The organism is Streptomyces sp. MA5143a (genome assembly GCF_900290235.1).
Classification (GTDB): Bacteria; Actinomycetota; Actinomycetes; order Streptomycetales; family Streptomycetaceae; genus Streptomyces.
Genome location: NZ_OLMK01000102.1, coordinates 48,868 through 63,044, shown reverse-complemented (window position 1 = coordinate 63,044; position 14,177 = coordinate 48,868). Strand labels below are relative to the sequence as shown.

General features: G+C 71.7%; 10 protein-coding genes and 1 tRNA gene. 5 read left to right on the top strand and 6 right to left on the bottom strand.

Going from position 1 to position 14,177, the window contains the following annotated elements; genetic code table 11:
* Nucleotides 1-103 precede the first annotated feature (103 nt).
* Complete coding sequence (locus SMA5143A_RS36010) at nt 104-2,071, top strand: APC family permease (RefSeq protein WP_107467023.1); 1,968 nt, start codon at nt 104-106, stop codon at nt 2,069-2,071.
* Between the two features lie 64 nt (nt 2,072-2,135).
* Here the strand turns inward: SMA5143A_RS36010 and SMA5143A_RS36005 are convergent, their stop codons facing one another.
* From SMA5143A_RS36005 to SMA5143A_RS35990, 4 genes are all read right to left on the bottom strand, one after another.
* Nucleotides 2,136-2,978, bottom strand: coding sequence for an RNA polymerase sigma factor SigF (locus SMA5143A_RS36005; RefSeq protein WP_107467022.1), 843 nt, complete (start codon nt 2,976-2,978; stop codon nt 2,136-2,138).
* A gap of 158 nt (nt 2,979-3,136) precedes the next feature.
* Nucleotides 3,137-4,720, bottom strand: coding sequence for an FMN-binding glutamate synthase family protein (locus tag SMA5143A_RS36000; RefSeq protein ID WP_107467021.1), 1,584 nt, complete (start codon nt 4,718-4,720; stop codon nt 3,137-3,139).
* Nucleotides 4,717-5,952 carry a PP2C family protein-serine/threonine phosphatase gene (locus tag SMA5143A_RS35995; RefSeq protein ID WP_107467020.1) on the bottom strand — a complete coding sequence of 412 codons (1,236 nt, stop codon included), beginning with the start codon at nt 5,950-5,952 and terminating at the stop codon, nt 4,717-4,719. The genes SMA5143A_RS36000 and SMA5143A_RS35995 overlap by 4 nt, the downstream gene beginning before the upstream one ends.
* A gap of 118 nt (nt 5,953-6,070) precedes the next feature.
* Nucleotides 6,071-6,517, bottom strand: coding sequence for an ATP-binding protein (locus tag SMA5143A_RS35990; protein WP_107467019.1), 447 nt, complete (start codon nt 6,515-6,517; stop codon nt 6,071-6,073).
* A 212-nt stretch (nt 6,518-6,729) separates the two neighbouring features.
* Between SMA5143A_RS35990 and SMA5143A_RS35985 the strand changes: the two genes are divergently transcribed.
* Nucleotides 6,730-7,092 carry an STAS domain-containing protein gene (locus SMA5143A_RS35985; RefSeq protein ID WP_107467018.1) on the top strand — a complete coding sequence of 121 codons (363 nt, stop codon included), beginning with the start codon at nt 6,730-6,732 and terminating at the stop codon, nt 7,090-7,092.
* A 41-nt stretch (nt 7,093-7,133) separates the two neighbouring features.
* On the opposite strand, the gene SMA5143A_RS35980 is transcribed toward SMA5143A_RS35985, so the two are convergent.
* Nucleotides 7,134-7,976, bottom strand: a complete 843-nt coding sequence (locus SMA5143A_RS35980; protein ID WP_107467017.1) for a class I SAM-dependent methyltransferase — start codon at nt 7,974-7,976, stop codon at nt 7,134-7,136.
* 198 nt (nt 7,977-8,174) lie between these two features.
* Here SMA5143A_RS35980 and SMA5143A_RS35975 point away from each other — a divergent pair.
* The 3 genes from SMA5143A_RS35975 to SMA5143A_RS35965 all read left to right on the top strand — a co-directional run bounded on the left by SMA5143A_RS35975 (nt 8,175) and on the right by SMA5143A_RS35965 (nt 11,798).
* A tRNA-Pro gene (locus tag SMA5143A_RS35975) sits at nt 8,175-8,246 on the top strand.
* Nucleotides 8,247-8,249: 3 nt separating this feature from the next.
* On the top strand, nt 8,250-10,568 hold the full coding sequence (locus SMA5143A_RS35970; RefSeq protein WP_107467016.1) for a hypothetical protein: 2,319 nt from the start codon (nt 8,250-8,252) through the stop codon (nt 10,566-10,568).
* Between the two features lie 123 nt (nt 10,569-10,691).
* A complete protein-coding gene (locus SMA5143A_RS35965; RefSeq protein WP_107467015.1) occupies nt 10,692-11,798 on the top strand; it encodes an SGNH/GDSL hydrolase family protein in 1,107 nt (368 codons plus the stop codon).
* 73 nt (nt 11,799-11,871) lie between these two features.
* On the opposite strand, the gene yicI is transcribed toward SMA5143A_RS35965, so the two are convergent.
* A complete protein-coding gene (gene yicI / locus SMA5143A_RS35960; protein WP_107467014.1) occupies nt 11,872-14,166 on the bottom strand; it encodes an alpha-xylosidase in 2,295 nt (764 codons plus the stop codon).
* Nucleotides 14,167-14,177: the final 11 nt, after the last annotated feature.

Sequence of the window (14,177 nt, the reverse complement as noted above, 5' to 3'; positions counted from 1 at the left end):
GGCCCCCTTTGCCATGGCCCTGGAATCACTCCCTGCTTACGCTGATGCCGCGGTCTTCCGATGGCCGGAACTGTTCGTATCACCGCACGTCTGGAGTTCCTTCATGGCTGCCACGGAGGCCACCCGTTCCACTCGCCTGCGCGCGTGGATGCTGGAGGGCCTGTCCGACATGGGCAAGGGCGTCGACCACACCCCACCGCGGCCCGAGCCGGAGCCCGGATCCGGGTCCGCGCACCGGGGTCAGCCCTGGTGGCGGGTGATGTGCCTGACCGGCGTCGACTACTTCTCCACGCTCGGCTACCAGCCCGGCATCGCGGCGCTGGCGGCCGGACTGCTCTCCCCCGTGGCGACCGTCGTCCTGGTGATCGTCACCCTGGCGGGCGCGCTCCCCGTGTACCGGCGGGTGGCCGAAGAGAGCCCCCACGGCGAGGGCTCCATCGCCATGCTGGAACGGCTGCTGACCTTCTGGAAGGGCAAGCTGTTCGTCCTGACCCTGCTGGGGTTCGCGGCGACGGACTTCCTCATCACGATCACGCTGTCGGCGGCGGACGCCTCGACGCACCTGGTCGAGAACCCCCACCTGACCGACGCCCTGCACGACAAACAGGTCCTGATCACGCTCGTGCTCATCGCCCTGCTAGGCGCGGTGTTCCTCAAGGGCTTCCTTGAGGCCATCGGCGTCGCGGTGGCCCTGGTGGCGGTGTACCTGGCGCTGAACGCCGTGGTCGTGGTGACCGGCCTGTGGCACGTCGTGACCGAGGGCCATGTCGTCACGGACTGGTCGACCGCCCTCACCGCCGAACACGGCAACGTCTTCGTCATGATCGGTGTGGCGCTGATCGTCTTCCCCAAGCTCGCGCTCGGCCTCTCCGGCTTCGAGACCGGCGTCGCGGTCATGCCGCATGTGCAGGGCGACCCGGGCGACACGGAGGCGAACCCGAAGGGACGGATCCGGGACACCAAGCGGCTGCTGACGGCCGCCGCCGTGATCATGAGCGTCTTCCTGATCTGCACGAGCTTCATCACCACCCTCCTCATCCCGGAGAAGGAGTTCGAGGCCGGTGGCAGCGCCAACGGGCGGGCGCTGGCCTATCTCGCGCACGACTATCTGGGCAACACGTTCGGCACGGTCTACGACATCTCCACCATCGCCATCCTCTGGTTCGCGGGCGCCTCCGCCATGGCGGGCCTGCTCAACCTGATGCCCCGCTACCTCCCCCGCTACGGCATGGCTCCGCACTGGGCCCGCGCCGTCCGCCCCATGGTGATCGTCTTCACCCTGGTCGGCTTCCTGGTCACCTGGATCTTCGACGCGGACGTGGACGCGCAGGGCGGCGCGTACGCGACCGGCGTCCTGGTCCTCATCTCCTCCGCGGCGATCGCGGTGACCATCGCGGCCCGCAAGGCGGGTCAGCGCAACTGGACGATCGCCTTCGCGGTCATCTCGGTCGTCTTCCTCTACACCACCGTCCTGAACGTCGTCGAACGCCCCGACGGTGTGAAGATCGGCGCCTGCTTCATCGCGGGCATCGTCCTCGTCTCCCTCCTGTCCCGGCTGGCCCGCGCCTTCGAACTGCGCGTGACGAGCGTGGAGCTCGACGACATGGCGGAGCGCTTCGTACGGGACATCGCCCACCGCAGGATCCGCTTCGTCGCCAACCAGCCCGACAGCCGGGACAGCACCGAGTACCGGGAGAAGATCGAGCAGATCCGTCACGACAACGACGTCCCCCCGGCCGAGGACGTCGTCTTCGTGGAGGTCACGGTGACGGACCCCTCGGAGTTCGAGGCGGGCCTCACCGTCCGGGGCGAGGTGCTGCACGACCGTTACCGGGTGCTGACGCTGGAGTCCTCCTCGGTCCCGAACGCGCTGGCCGCGCTGCTCCTGCACGTCCGTGACACGACCGGGGGCATCCCCCACATCTACTTCGAGTGGACGGAGGGCACCCCCTTCGCCAACTTCCTCCGCTTCTTCCTCTTCGGCCAGGGCGAGGTGGCCCCGGTCACACGGGAGGTCCTGCGGGAGGCGGAACCGGACCGGGCCCGGCGTCCTCGCGTCCACGTGGGCTGACACCGGTCCACGCGGAAGGGGCGGCCGCGTCCGCGCGACCGCCCCCGGGCATCGGGCTCAGGCGTCAGGCGCCGGTGAGCATGCCTTCGCGCAGGCGGGTCAGGAGACGGGAGATGAGTCGGGAGACCTGCATCTGGGAGATGCCGAGGCGCTCGCCGATCTCGGCCTGGGTGAGTTCCTCCACGAACCGCCAGTGGATGATCTTGCGGTGGCGTTCGTCGAGTTCCGCGATCATCGGGGCGAGGGCGTGGAAGTCCTCGATCAGCCCGAACGCGGCGTCCTCGTCCCCGATGAAGTCGGCCAGCGCGGACTCGCCGTCCTCGCTGTTGGTGATGGCCGCGTCCAGGGAGGCCGACTTGTAGCCGTTGGCGGCCAGCTGGGCCTCCACGACCTCGTCCTCCGGCAGGCTCATCAGCTCGGAGAGTTCCTTGGTCGTCGGGGTCCGGCCGAGGCGGCTCTGCAACTCCTCGTTGGCGCGGGCGAGCTGCGCCCGGGCCTCCTGGAGCCTGCGGGGCACATGGACGGCCCAGGAGGTGTCACGGAAGAACCGCTTGATCTCACCGACGATGTAGGGGACGGCGAAGGAGGTGAACTCGACCTCGCGGGACAGCTCGAACCGGTCGATCGCCTTGATCAGGCCGATCATGCCGACCTGGACGATGTCCTCCATCTCCTCCGGCCCGCGGCTGCGGAAACGGCCGGCCGCGTAGCGGACGAGGGACATGTTCATCTCGATCAGCGTGTTCCTGGCGTACTGGTACTCGGGGGTGCCCTCCTCCAGTACCGCCAGCTGGTCGAAGAAGAGCTTCGACAGCTCTCGTGCGTCCTTCGGCGCGACCTTGGAAGGGTCCGCGATCTCCGGAACGTCCGCCGTCCGTCCAGTGGTCTGTACGGCCGTCGCCATCATCCGCCCCTCCCAGTCGATCCGCCTCGTCCTCGCCGGTCCTTCGTCCGGCAAGCACGCGCATACCCCGGCCCCCGACACGCATTCCTCCGACCTCAGAAATTTTTTTTCTCGGTCGGGTGCGAACCCGGGAACCCGCGGGACGGCGGGGGCCCTCCGGGTCAGACCGTGAAGCGGTCCGGGTCCGCGGCCCGCCAGTCGGCCGCCCACGAGGCGGGCGGCTCGGCCAGCAGCTGTCCCGGCGCGAGCCACTCGTACAGCTCCGCGTAGGACCGGTCCGTGCAGGCGTCGACGCGTCGGCGGAGCATGTGCGGGCGCAGCTGACGGGGGTCGGTCACCCCCATGGCCGCCATGATCTGCAGGGCGCCGGCCACGGTGGCCTCCTGGTAGCGCCGGACGCGCTCCGTCTTGTCTCTCACGTCGAGGGCACGGGCCCGGCGGGGGTCCTGGGTCGTGACGCCCGTGGGGCAGGTGTTGGTGTGGCACCGCTGGGCCTGGATGCATCCGACGGCGAACATCATCGCCCGCGCGGCGTTGCCGTAGTCCGCGCCCTGGACCATGCGTTTGACCAGGTCGGTGCCGGTGGCGATCTTGCCGCTCGCGCCGATCCTGACCCGGTCGCGCAGTCCCGCGCCCACGAGGGCGTTGTGCACGGTGTGCAGGCCCTCCGTCAGGGGGGTGCCGACGTGGTCGACGAACTCCAGGGGCGCCGCGCCGGTCCCGCCCTCGGCGCCGTCGACCACGATGAAGTCGGGTGCCGTGCCCTCCTCCAGCATGGCCTTGCACACGGCCAGGAACTGCCGGCGGGAACCCACGCACAGCTTGAACCCGGCGGGCTTGCCCCCGGACAGTTCACGCATACGGGCGATGAAGCGCACCAGTTCACGTGGCGTGGAGAACACGCGGTGGTACGGCGGTGAGACCACCGTCCGCCCTTCGGACACGTCCCGGACCCGGGCGATCTCGGCGTTCACCTTGGCGCCCGGCAGCACTCCGCCGATACCGGGCTTGGCGCCCTGCGACAGCTTCAGGGACACGCACCTGACGTGGTCGTGGGCGGCCTTGTCGGCGAACTCGGCGGCGTCGAAGCCGCCGTCCTCGGTGCGGCATCCGAAGTAGCCGGTGCCGATCTCCCAGACGAGGTCGCCGCCCGGACGCAGGTGGTACTCGGAGAGGCCGCCCTCACCGGTGTCGTGGGCGAACCCGCCCGCCGCCGCGCCACCGTTGAGCGCGAGGACCGCGTTGGCGGACAGCGAGCCGAAGCTCATCGCCGACACGTTGAGCAGGGCCATGTCGTACGGGCGGCCGCAGTCGGGGCCGCCCACGCGTACGCGCGGCGGGTCGTCCGGCACCGGGCACGGCGCCATCGACGGGACCAGGAACTCGTGGCCGGGCCGGTACACGTCGCGTTCGGTGCCGAACGGCTCCTCCGCGTCGGTGCCCTTGGCCCGCTCGTAGACGATGCTGCGGACATCCCGGTCGAAGGGGCGCCCGTCGAAGTTCCGCTCGACGAAGTACTGCTGGAGTTCCGGACGTATGCGCTCCAGGAGGTAGCGGGCGTGGCCGAGGACGGGGTAGTTGCGCAGCACGGAGTGCCGGCGTTGGGTGAGGTCCCACGCGCCCAGCACACCCGTGCAGGTGAGCGGGAGCGCGGCGATCCACCAGAAGGGCGAGATCCCGACCGCCGCCGCCGTGGCCAGGCAGGCGGTCACCAGGGTCAGTACGACGATTGCGAGACGTGTCACGTCTGCCGCGTTGCCCGGTCGTCGGCGGCCATGCGTGCGGCCGGGCGGGAAGTGGTCGTTCCGGGTGAGGGGCGGCGGCGGTTGCCGTGCCAGTCGAGCACCAGGACCGTGGCGTCGTCCGCGAGGTTGCCCCGGCAGGCGTCGAGGACCGCGCCGGTCAGCCGGCGTACGACTTCTCTCGGGTGCAGGGCGCGGGTCTCGTGGAGGAGGGCGACCAGGTCGACGGCCGCGGCGCCGCGGTCCTGCATGCCGTCGGTGAGCAGGATCAGCCGGTCCTTCGGGCGCAGGCGCAGCTCCTGGGCGCGGTAGGGGATGGGCGCGGCGACGCCGAACGGCAGGTTGACGGCGAGTCGGACCTCCTCGACGGCGCCGTCGCGCAGGCGCAGGGGCCAGGGGTGGCCGGCGTTGACCAGTTCGCAGAGGCCCGTGTCGAGGTCGACGCACAGCAACTGGCCGGTCGCCAGGCCGCAGTTGTGGCGCAGCAGTGCCTGGTGGGCCTGTTCGGCCTGCTTGACGGCGTCGCAGCCGCCGCGGCGCGCCCGCCGGAGCGCGCCGATCAGCAGGGTGGCCAGCAGGGCGGAGTCCGTGTCGTGGCCCATGGCGTCGGTGATGGACAGATGCAGGGTGTCGCGGTCGAGGGTGTAGTCGTAGGTGTCGCCGCCGATGTCGTCGGCCGGGACCAGCCCGGCGGCGAGGGTGAACTGGTCGGCCTCGCAGCAGGGCGCCGAGGGCAGCAGCTGGTGCTGGATCTCGGCGGCGAGGCTGGTCTCGGTGGTGCGGCGGCCCAGATGGTAGAGATCGGTGAAGCGGCGGTCCGTGACGATGATGTAGGCGAGCGCGTGGGCCGCGTCGCGGACCTGGCGCAGCGCGGTGTCGTCGGCGGACTGGAGGGTCACCTCCAGCAGGCCGATGCAGTCGCCGCGGTTGGTGACCGGCGTGACGACGCGCAGTCCGTCCTGCCCGTCCGGCTCCACGTGTTGGCGTTGGCCTCGGAGCACACCGTCGTAGACGCTGCCGTGCAGGGCGATCGGTTCGGCGCGGTCCGTGGTGTCACCGCCGGGCGCGGCGAGGCGTACCAGCCGCTGTCCGATGAGGTCGGCGAACAGGAAGGAGACCCGCTCCGCTCCGAACCGCTTCTGCAGATCGCGAGCCACCACGTCGACGGACTCCCCGGGCGGGGCCGCCTCCGCGGCGGCCAGCAACTCGCCCAGTTCCAGATCTCCACGCTCCACGACAACCTCCTGTCGGTTGCCGCAACTTTTTCCCCGAGTTTCCGCGACATCACCCGATGTGTGACACGGCACGCGGTCCGAGGGCCCGATGCGTCGCCGGATCAGTCCGGATCGCCACCTACGGAGTGTGACGGCCGGTGACGTCCACCGCGGGGTCGTCGGGCAGGGCGATGCGGACGGTGATGCGCTTGCCGACCGGTTCGCGCCGCGCCTCGAAGCCGTGCGCGACGGCCATGACGATCTCCAGGCCGTGCTGCCCGACCCGGCCCGGGTCGGCGGCCCGGGCCACCGGGAGGACGGGATCGCTGTCCCAGACGGCCACCTCGACCATCGCTCCGGAGACCCGCAGCTCCATGAGCACCGGGCCGGGGGCGTATTTGCGCGCGTTGGTGACGAGTTCGCTGACCACCAGCTGGGTCAGTTCCATCGCGCGGGCCGACACCGGCACGCCGTGCTCGACCCGCACACGGGTGAGGAAGTCGGCAGCGCTGTGCCGCGCCTGGGCGATGCAGGACCCGTCGCCGTCCAGGGCGACGGTGTCCTGGATCGGAGCGACATCGGGCATCACACCGCCCTCGCCGTCAGGAACTGATTCCGCCGGGTCCACTTTGATCCCCCGTTCACCTGCCTGCGCGTACCCCGCACCATGACTCACATGCTCCCTGACATCGCCCCAGGCATTGAACACCTGTTCGCCGTACCATCGTGGCAGGGTGCCGAAGCAGATCCTGTCGGAACCCGACCAGCCACCCGCCAGAGCAGTCGAGGACACGAGCGGTGACAGACACCCATGGAACAGCCCGTCCCGGCCGGCTGTCGATCGGTCTCACCTCCGTCGACGGCGTCCGGGTGGTCACGCTGCGCGGCGAGATCGACCATACGGTCAGGGAGCGGTTCACCGAAGCCCTGCTGCCCCGAGGGGACGCGGACGCGCGGACCGTGATCGACCTCAGCGAGGTGACCTTCATGGACTCCAGCGGCGTCAACGTCCTCGTCGCCGCCCACCACGAGGTGAGCGACGCACAGGGCTGGCTGCGCATCGCCGGCGCCCGGGATCCGGTGCGGCGGCTTCTGCACCTGGTCGCCCTGGACCAGGTCATCGCCTGTCACCCCACCGTCGAGGAGGCCCTCGCGGCCTGAGCACGGGGCTGTGCCCCTGGTTGTCCGGGGCAAGGCGCTCGCTACGGCGGGCCTCCCTCCGGTCCCCGGCCGTTCCTGGGTCTACGTCCCCACGCGGTCAGCATGCCGGCCGAGAGGGCGGCGCATTCCTCGGACCCCAGGTAGCGGACCGCCTCGTCGACGGCCGTGTCGTCGACGAGACCCGTGGCGAGCATCGCGGCTCTGCTCCGCTCCCACGTGTCCGCCCAGAAGCGGCTGATGGGGCTGCCCGGAAGCAGGGGCGGCACATGGATCTCGGCGGCCACGGACCCGAGTCCCGCCGCCCGCAGCAGGTGCGGGTACGACGGCACCCGGGAGACATCGGTCCCGATGGTGGCCCGCAGCCCCTGCCACATCGCCCGCATCACCCGGCTGTACGGGGTGTCGGGCGTCCGGTCGCCGGTCAGGTCGACCGCGTCGCTGAGGACCAGCACGCCGCCGGGTTCGACGAGGTCGGCCAACGCCGTGATCAGACGGTCGCGCTCGGGCAGATGCATCAGCACGAAGCGCGCGTGGACGAGCCGGAACCGGCCGGACACGAAGTCGGGGGCGGTGATGTCGGCTTCCCGCACGTCGAGTCCCGGGACGGCACGGGCGCCGAGGAATCGGACGTCGCGGTCCACGGCGAGCACGCTCGCCACCCCGGCCTCCGCCAGGAGCCGCCGGGACACCGTGCCCGTGCCGGCACCGACGTCCAGGCAGCGCCAGCCGGGGCCGACGCCGAGCGCCCGGAGCCGCGCCATGGTGATGTCGTCGTAGGCCAGCGCGCCGAAGTCGATGCGCTCGCCCTCGCCGGCCCGCCCCGGAGGGAAGACGGCCTCGCCGTAGCGGCCGCCGCCCGACAGCGGGTCGTCGATGGGTTCCATGGTGCCGGGCCCCTTCGCACGGAGGTGAGGACGTGCGGCCGTACCGAGGCCGCCGGTGCACCGATCCTCCCCGGAGGGCGGCGTGCGCGGCCGAGGCGCGCCCGCACCTGAGCCGATCGGACGTGGACGGCACCCACCCCGCACAGCGCGGAATTCGGTTGTCCGGCCTGCGGGCCGGCGTCTAGGTTCTGCGGTCATCGACGTGTAGCTCAGCAGCAGAGCGCCGGGCTCGGGACCCGGAGGGCGCGGGGGCGGAACCCGCCACGTCGGCTTATGAACGACAACGCTGAGCAGCAGCATCCCACCGTGGCACCGTCCTATGCGGCGGGCCAGCTGGCCAGGGCCTTCACCACCGGGCTGACCCATGAGGACGCCGACACCCGGCGTCGGGCCGAGGTGCGCGGGCAGCGCTGGCGGGAGGTCCTCGCGGGAATGGCCGCGGGCCGGCTGACGATCGGTTCACGCACCCCGGTCGCGGGTCTCCCCGCCTGGGCGACTTGCGAGGTCGTACGGGGCGGCTTCGCGACCGGGACCGCGAGCGCGGGCGGCCCCCTCCAGCCGTACGAGATCGAGGCCGCGCGGAGCTTCGGGGTGCCCGTCGAGCGGCGCGCGCTCTTCGCCCACTGCCTCACCGAGCCCGGACTGGCCTGGCTGTGGGCCCTGTTGGACAGCGGCCACTACGAGATCGGCGTCCCCGAGGAGGCGGCGCTGCTCACCATGGCGTGGCTGGTGCGGCACGGGGAGGTGGACGCGGCGCTCGACCTCGCGGCGGAACTGGAACCGTTCGCCGGCCGGCTGCGGTTCCTGCCCCGCCCGGCGGAGGGCCCCGCGCCGGACCCCTCCGCGGCGGTCCACCGGTACACCGTCTCCGACACCGTCGACACCCTGGTCCGGCGGCGGCCCAACGCGGCCGTCGAGACCCAGCGCGAGGCGCTCGCCGTGTGGCAGCCGTTCGGCGACGAACTCCTCGTCCACTGGCTGCGCACCGCAACGGACGGCCGGGTGCTCGCACTCACCCCGGACGACGACTGGCTCGCCGACGGGGCGATGCTGCTCGGCCGCTACCGGCGGCTCGCCGCGGAGCACACCCGCTGCGCCAAGCACCTTGACCCCAAGGCGAACCTGGGCATTCTGCGGGGTGCGCTGGAGGAGGTCGTCGCCGGTCGGCCGCTGGACGCGCGGCGACTCGGCCTGCTGCGGCACGCGGTGGAGTCGATGGTGCGGCGACGCGGTCTGCCCGGGTCCGCGGCGCACACGGCGCTGCGCCGAGGCCAGGCCGCGCAGGCGGCCCTCCCCTCCCACCACGCCCTGGCCCAGCTGATGCTGCGCCGCCTCGCCGTACTGCCCCAGGACACCGGTGTCACCGATGTCGCCCCGCTCCTGCGCGCGGTGACCGAGGAGGAGGGCCGGGAGACGGGGCTGCCCGTCGGCGCCGCCGTGCCGCCCGTGATCGGCCGGGTCGTCGAGTCCGCGCTGAGCGCGCCGATCGGCACCCTCGTGGAGCGGGGCGTCGTCCCGTCCGCCGAGGTACTGGCCGAACTGGTACCGCAGTTGGTCGCCGCGACCACCGCCCGGTCGTACCGGGACGAGTCGCTGCGGGCGCTGATGACGGCGCACTACCGTGCGTTCCGCGACCGCCGCTCCCTGCTGCTGCTCGATCTGGAGCGGCAGGTGCGCGTGGAGGAACTGCCCTGGGTACGGGCGGTGTCGGGGCAGCGGTCCGCCGTGCTGGGCAGGGCGGACGGCGAGGGCACGCTCACCGTGCTGCGGCAGCTGGGCGAACTGGCCGTGCAGGCGTTCCCGGGGACCCTTCTGCCCAACCCGCTGGTCCGTGAGCTGGGTGAGCTGGGACGCCGGTGCGACCTGGGCGCCCCGTTCGTGGAGGAGCTGGCCGCGGACATCTTCATGGGCGCGTTCAGCCCCAAGTTCCTCACGGCGGCACGGACAGCGGGCGACCTGCTCGGCGGGGGCTCGCTGTACGAGCGCTACTACGGCATCGACTACGCGGCGATCCGCGACCTGGCGATCGCGGAGGCCGCCGCGGCACCGGGCCGTTCGCCCGGCACCCGCGCGTCGCCCGGTTTCGCGCGCCTGTGCGCCGAGCGCGCGGGGACGCCGTCCGGGTTCTGGTCGGTCGCCGCGAACGGCACGGTGATCGAGCAGGCGCAGATCCTCACCACGCACAACCTGGCCACGCTGGTCGGGCCGGTGGGCATCGCCCCGCGGCCCGGCTGGGCCGACCTGGCGCGGCGCTGCTTCGTGACGGTGTGCCGGCTGACGGGACGCGTCCACCACAACCCGCGCCCCCTGGGCACCCTCAAGGACGCGGCGTACGCCTGGCGCCAGATGCTGTTCCACCTGTCCCTCTGTCCGCCCGGGGAGCAACGGCGGGTCGTCGCCGGGCTGCACGAGGAGACGGCCCGTCACCCCGACCATGTCGCGGTCCGGTTGGCGCCGGCCCTGGCGGGCCTGGCCCTGATCGCCGAGGGCGGCGCCTTCGACGCCGACGGAACGGCGGACGACGGCCGGGCCCGACGCCTGCTGGGGTGGAGCACCGAGGGTCACTGGATGCGAGACCAGACCCATACATAGGATGTCAATGAGTGGGCGGACGGCGAAACAAGAGGAGGTTACCCCCAGTTAGGCTCAGCGATCCTCAACTTTCCCGTATTCATGGGATGTCATGGACGCAATCGCATGGTATTTATACGTCCCATGAGACGGTCCTGGATCCTTCCCCTGATCACGCTGGTCGCCGCCACGTTCGGAGTGACAGCGGCGGGTGCGACCCCGGCATCCGCCGCCCCGACCACCCCCTTGCGGGTCATGCCGTTGGGTGACTCCATCACCTGGGGCGTCGGAAGCAGTACGGGCGACGGCTACCGCGCCGCGTTGTGGAACAAGCTCGCCGCGGACGGCCACCCGCTGGACTTCGTGGGCACCGGGCGCGCCGGTTCGATGTCCGACCCCGACAACGAAGGCCACTCCGGATACAAGATCCACCAGATCACCGCACTCACCGACGCCGCGCTGACCCGTTACCGCCCCAACGTCGTCACCCTCCACATCGGCACCAACGACCTCAACGAGAGCTACCAGGTCTCCACGGCCACCGCCCGGCTGCGGTCGCTGGTCGACCGGATCACCGCCGCCGCCCCCGACGCGACCGTCCTCGTGGCCTCCCTGGTGGTGTCCACGAGCGGCTCGGAGGAGCAGTACCGGGCCGCGTACAACCAGGCCGTGCCCACGATCGTGCGGGACGCGCAGGCGGCGGGCAAGCACGTCGCGTACGTGGACATGAGCGCCCTCACCACCGCCGACCTGGTCGACGCCCTGCACCCCAACGACTCCGGCTACCGGAAGATGGCGGACGCCTTCCACCGCGGCGTCCAGGCCGCGGACAGCGCCGGGTGGCTGAGGAACCCGGCTCCCGCGCCCGCCCGGGTGGAGTCGGGCCTGGCCGGCAAGTGCCTCGACGTCAGCGGCGCGAACACCGCCGACGGGACCGCCGTCCAGACCTGGAGCTGCGGCGGCGGCGCCAACCAGACGTGGTCCGCTTACACCGACGGCACCCTGCGCTCCCTGGGCAAGTGCCTCGACGTCTCCGGCGGCGGGACGGCCAACGGCACCAAGGTGCAGCTGTGGACCTGCCACGGCGGCGCCAACCAGGTCTGGCAGCCCTACGACGGCGGCTACCGCAATCCCGCCTCCGGGCGCTGCCTCGATGTCCCCGGCTTCTCCACGTCCGACGGCACCCAGCTCCACCTGTGGGACTGCCACGGCGGCAGCAACCAGAAGTGGACCACACTGGCCGCCGGCTGACCTTCCGTCGCACCGGCCGGACCGGGGTGGCGTACGCCCGGAACGCCACCCCGTCTCATCCGGGCCGGCCTCCTCAGGGCCCGTCGAGGTCCGCGCCGGGACCCCCGATCGTCGCGGGCCCCCCGGTGGCACTGTGGAGGGCGCCGTCGGGGCCGCCGGTGCGCAGGTGCCAGGGGTGCAGGCTGTCTGTGGTGACGTGGTACCGGTCGCCGTCCCGGCGTACATGGAAGCGTGCCGCGTCCCCGGGGCCCTCGGGACGCGGGATCACCACGGTGCGCTCGGCGCCGTCGGCGAAGGCGTGGACACGCAGTTCGACCCCGTCCGCCCAGGCCGAGACGGGCCGTTGGTCGTCGGCGGCGAAGGGGACGACCGAGTCGGGGCGGGCGAGCAGCGGCAGGGTGTGGAAGTCGTGCCGCTCCCGCACCCAGCGCGGACCGGTGACACGGGCGCCGGTCAGGATGTTGGTCCAGGTGCCCTCGGGGGCGTAGTACTCGACCGTGCCGTCGTCGCTGAGGACCGGGGCCACGAGCAGGTCGTCGCCCAGCATGTACTGGCGGTCGAGGAAGGCGGCCGTGGGGTCGTCGGGGAACTCCAGCACCATGGCCCGCATCACCGGGACCCCGGTGGTGTGGGCCTGGCGGGCGGCCTGCTGGAGGTAGGGGGCGAGGCGGTGCTTGAGAAGGGTGAACGCGCGGGTGACCTCGACGGCCTCCTCGCCGTAGTCCCACGGCACACGGTACGACTTGCTGCCGTGCAGCCGGCTGTGCGAGGAGAGCAGACCGAACTGCACCCAGCGCTTGAACACGGCGGGCGTGGGGGTGCCCTCGAAGCCGCCGATGTCATGGCTCCAGAAGCCGAACCCGGACAGACCGAGGGACAGCCCGCCGCGCAGCGACTCGGCCATGGCGTTGAAGTGGGACTCGCAGTCGCCGCCCCAGTGCACCGGGTACTGCTGGCCGCCGACGGTGGCGGAGCGGGCGAAGACCAGCGCCTCGCCCTCGCCGCGCACCTCCCGCAACAGCTCGAAGACGGCCCGGTTGTACAGGTGCGTGTACGAGTTGTGCATGCCGTCCGGGTCGGAGCCGTCGTGCCAGACCACGTCGGTGGGGACACGCTCGCCGAAGTCGGTCTTGAAGCAGTCGACGCCCTGGTCCAGCAGGGCGCGCAGCTTGCCGGTGTACCAGTCGCGGGCGGCGGGGTTCGTGAAGTCGACCAGGGCCATGCCCGGCTGCCAGAGGTCCCACTGCCACACACTGCCGTCGGGCCGCCGTACGAGGTGGCCCGCGCGCATGCCCTCCTCGAACAGCGGCGACTTCTGGGCGATGTAGGGGTTGATCCAGGCGGAGACCCGCAGCCCCCGCTCCTTGAGCCGGGCCAGCATGCCCGCCGGGTCGGGGAAGGTCTCGGGGTCCCAGTCGAGGTCGCACCACTGGTGGCCGCGCATCCAGAAGCAGTCGAAGTGGAAGACGCTCAAGGGGATGCCGCGCTCGGCCATGCCGTCGATGAAGCCGTTCACGGTGGCCTCGTCGTAGTCGGTGGTGAACGACGTCGACAGCCACAGGCCCAGGGCCCAGGCCGGGGGCAGCGCGGGACGGCCGGTGAGCGCGGTGTAGCGCTCCAGGACCTCCTTGGGTGTCGGCCCGTGGACCACGAAGTACTCCAGCGTGTGGTCCTCGACGCTGAACTGCACCTGGCCGACCGCCTCCGAGGCGATCTCGTAGCTCACCCTGCCGGGATGGTTGACGAGGACGCCGTAGCCGCGGTTCGTCAGATGGAACGGGATGTTCTTGTACGCCTGTTCGCTGCTGGTGCCGGCGTCCGCCTGCCAGATGTCCACCGTCTGGCCGTTCTTGACGAACGGGGTGAACCGCTCCCCCAGCCCGTACACCAGCTCCCCCACGCCGAGGGCCAGTTGGCCGACCATGTGGTGGCGGCCCTCGGCGTCGGTGACGAAGCCCGTGCCCCGCTCGCCCACGGAGGTCAGCGTCCGTCCCCCGGCGGTGAAGTCCAGCCTCCACGGCCCCGAGGTGTCCACGCGCAGCGTCAGCTCCCCGGAGACGAGCTCCAGCAGCGTGCCGTCCCGCCGGATCTTGCCGACGCCCTCCTCGGCACCTGGGAGCTCGAACCGCGGCCCCCCGCGTACCGATCCGGCGTGGTGGGTGGCCCGTACGCCGATCACTCCTTCGGCGGGCGACCAGCACTCGACGGTCAGCAGGGGGCTGTTGAGCGTGTCGCCGCGTCCGCGGACATGGCGTACCGGGGCGTAGAGGGTCATCCGGTGCTCGTCGGCGCGGACGTCCGTGATCTCGGTTGCGTGACGCGCGGTGTGCCCCGGGCGCATCAGCCAGTAGCCGTCGGTGAACTTCATCGTGCGGTGTC

Excerpts from the sequence above, each read along its gene's own strand:
- SMA5143A_RS36010 (WP_107467023.1), top strand. The coding sequence starts at position 104 with ATGGCTGCCACGGAGGCCACCCGTTCCACTCGCCTGCGCGCGTGGATG.
- SMA5143A_RS36005 (WP_107467022.1), bottom strand. The coding sequence starts at position 2,978 with ATGATGGCGACGGCCGTACAGACCACTGGACGGACGGCGGACGTTCCG.
- SMA5143A_RS35990 (WP_107467019.1), bottom strand. The coding sequence starts at position 6,517 with ATGCCCGATGTCGCTCCGATCCAGGACACCGTCGCCCTGGACGGCGAC.
- SMA5143A_RS35980 (WP_107467017.1), bottom strand. The coding sequence starts at position 7,976 with ATGGAACCCATCGACGACCCGCTGTCGGGCGGCGGCCGCTACGGCGAG.
- SMA5143A_RS35970 (WP_107467016.1), top strand. The coding sequence starts at position 8,250 with ATGAACGACAACGCTGAGCAGCAGCATCCCACCGTGGCACCGTCCTAT.
- SMA5143A_RS35965 (WP_107467015.1), top strand. The coding sequence starts at position 10,692 with ATGAGACGGTCCTGGATCCTTCCCCTGATCACGCTGGTCGCCGCCACG.
- yicI (WP_107467014.1), bottom strand. The coding sequence starts at position 14,166 with ATGAAGTTCACCGACGGCTACTGGCTGATGCGCCCGGGGCACACCGCG.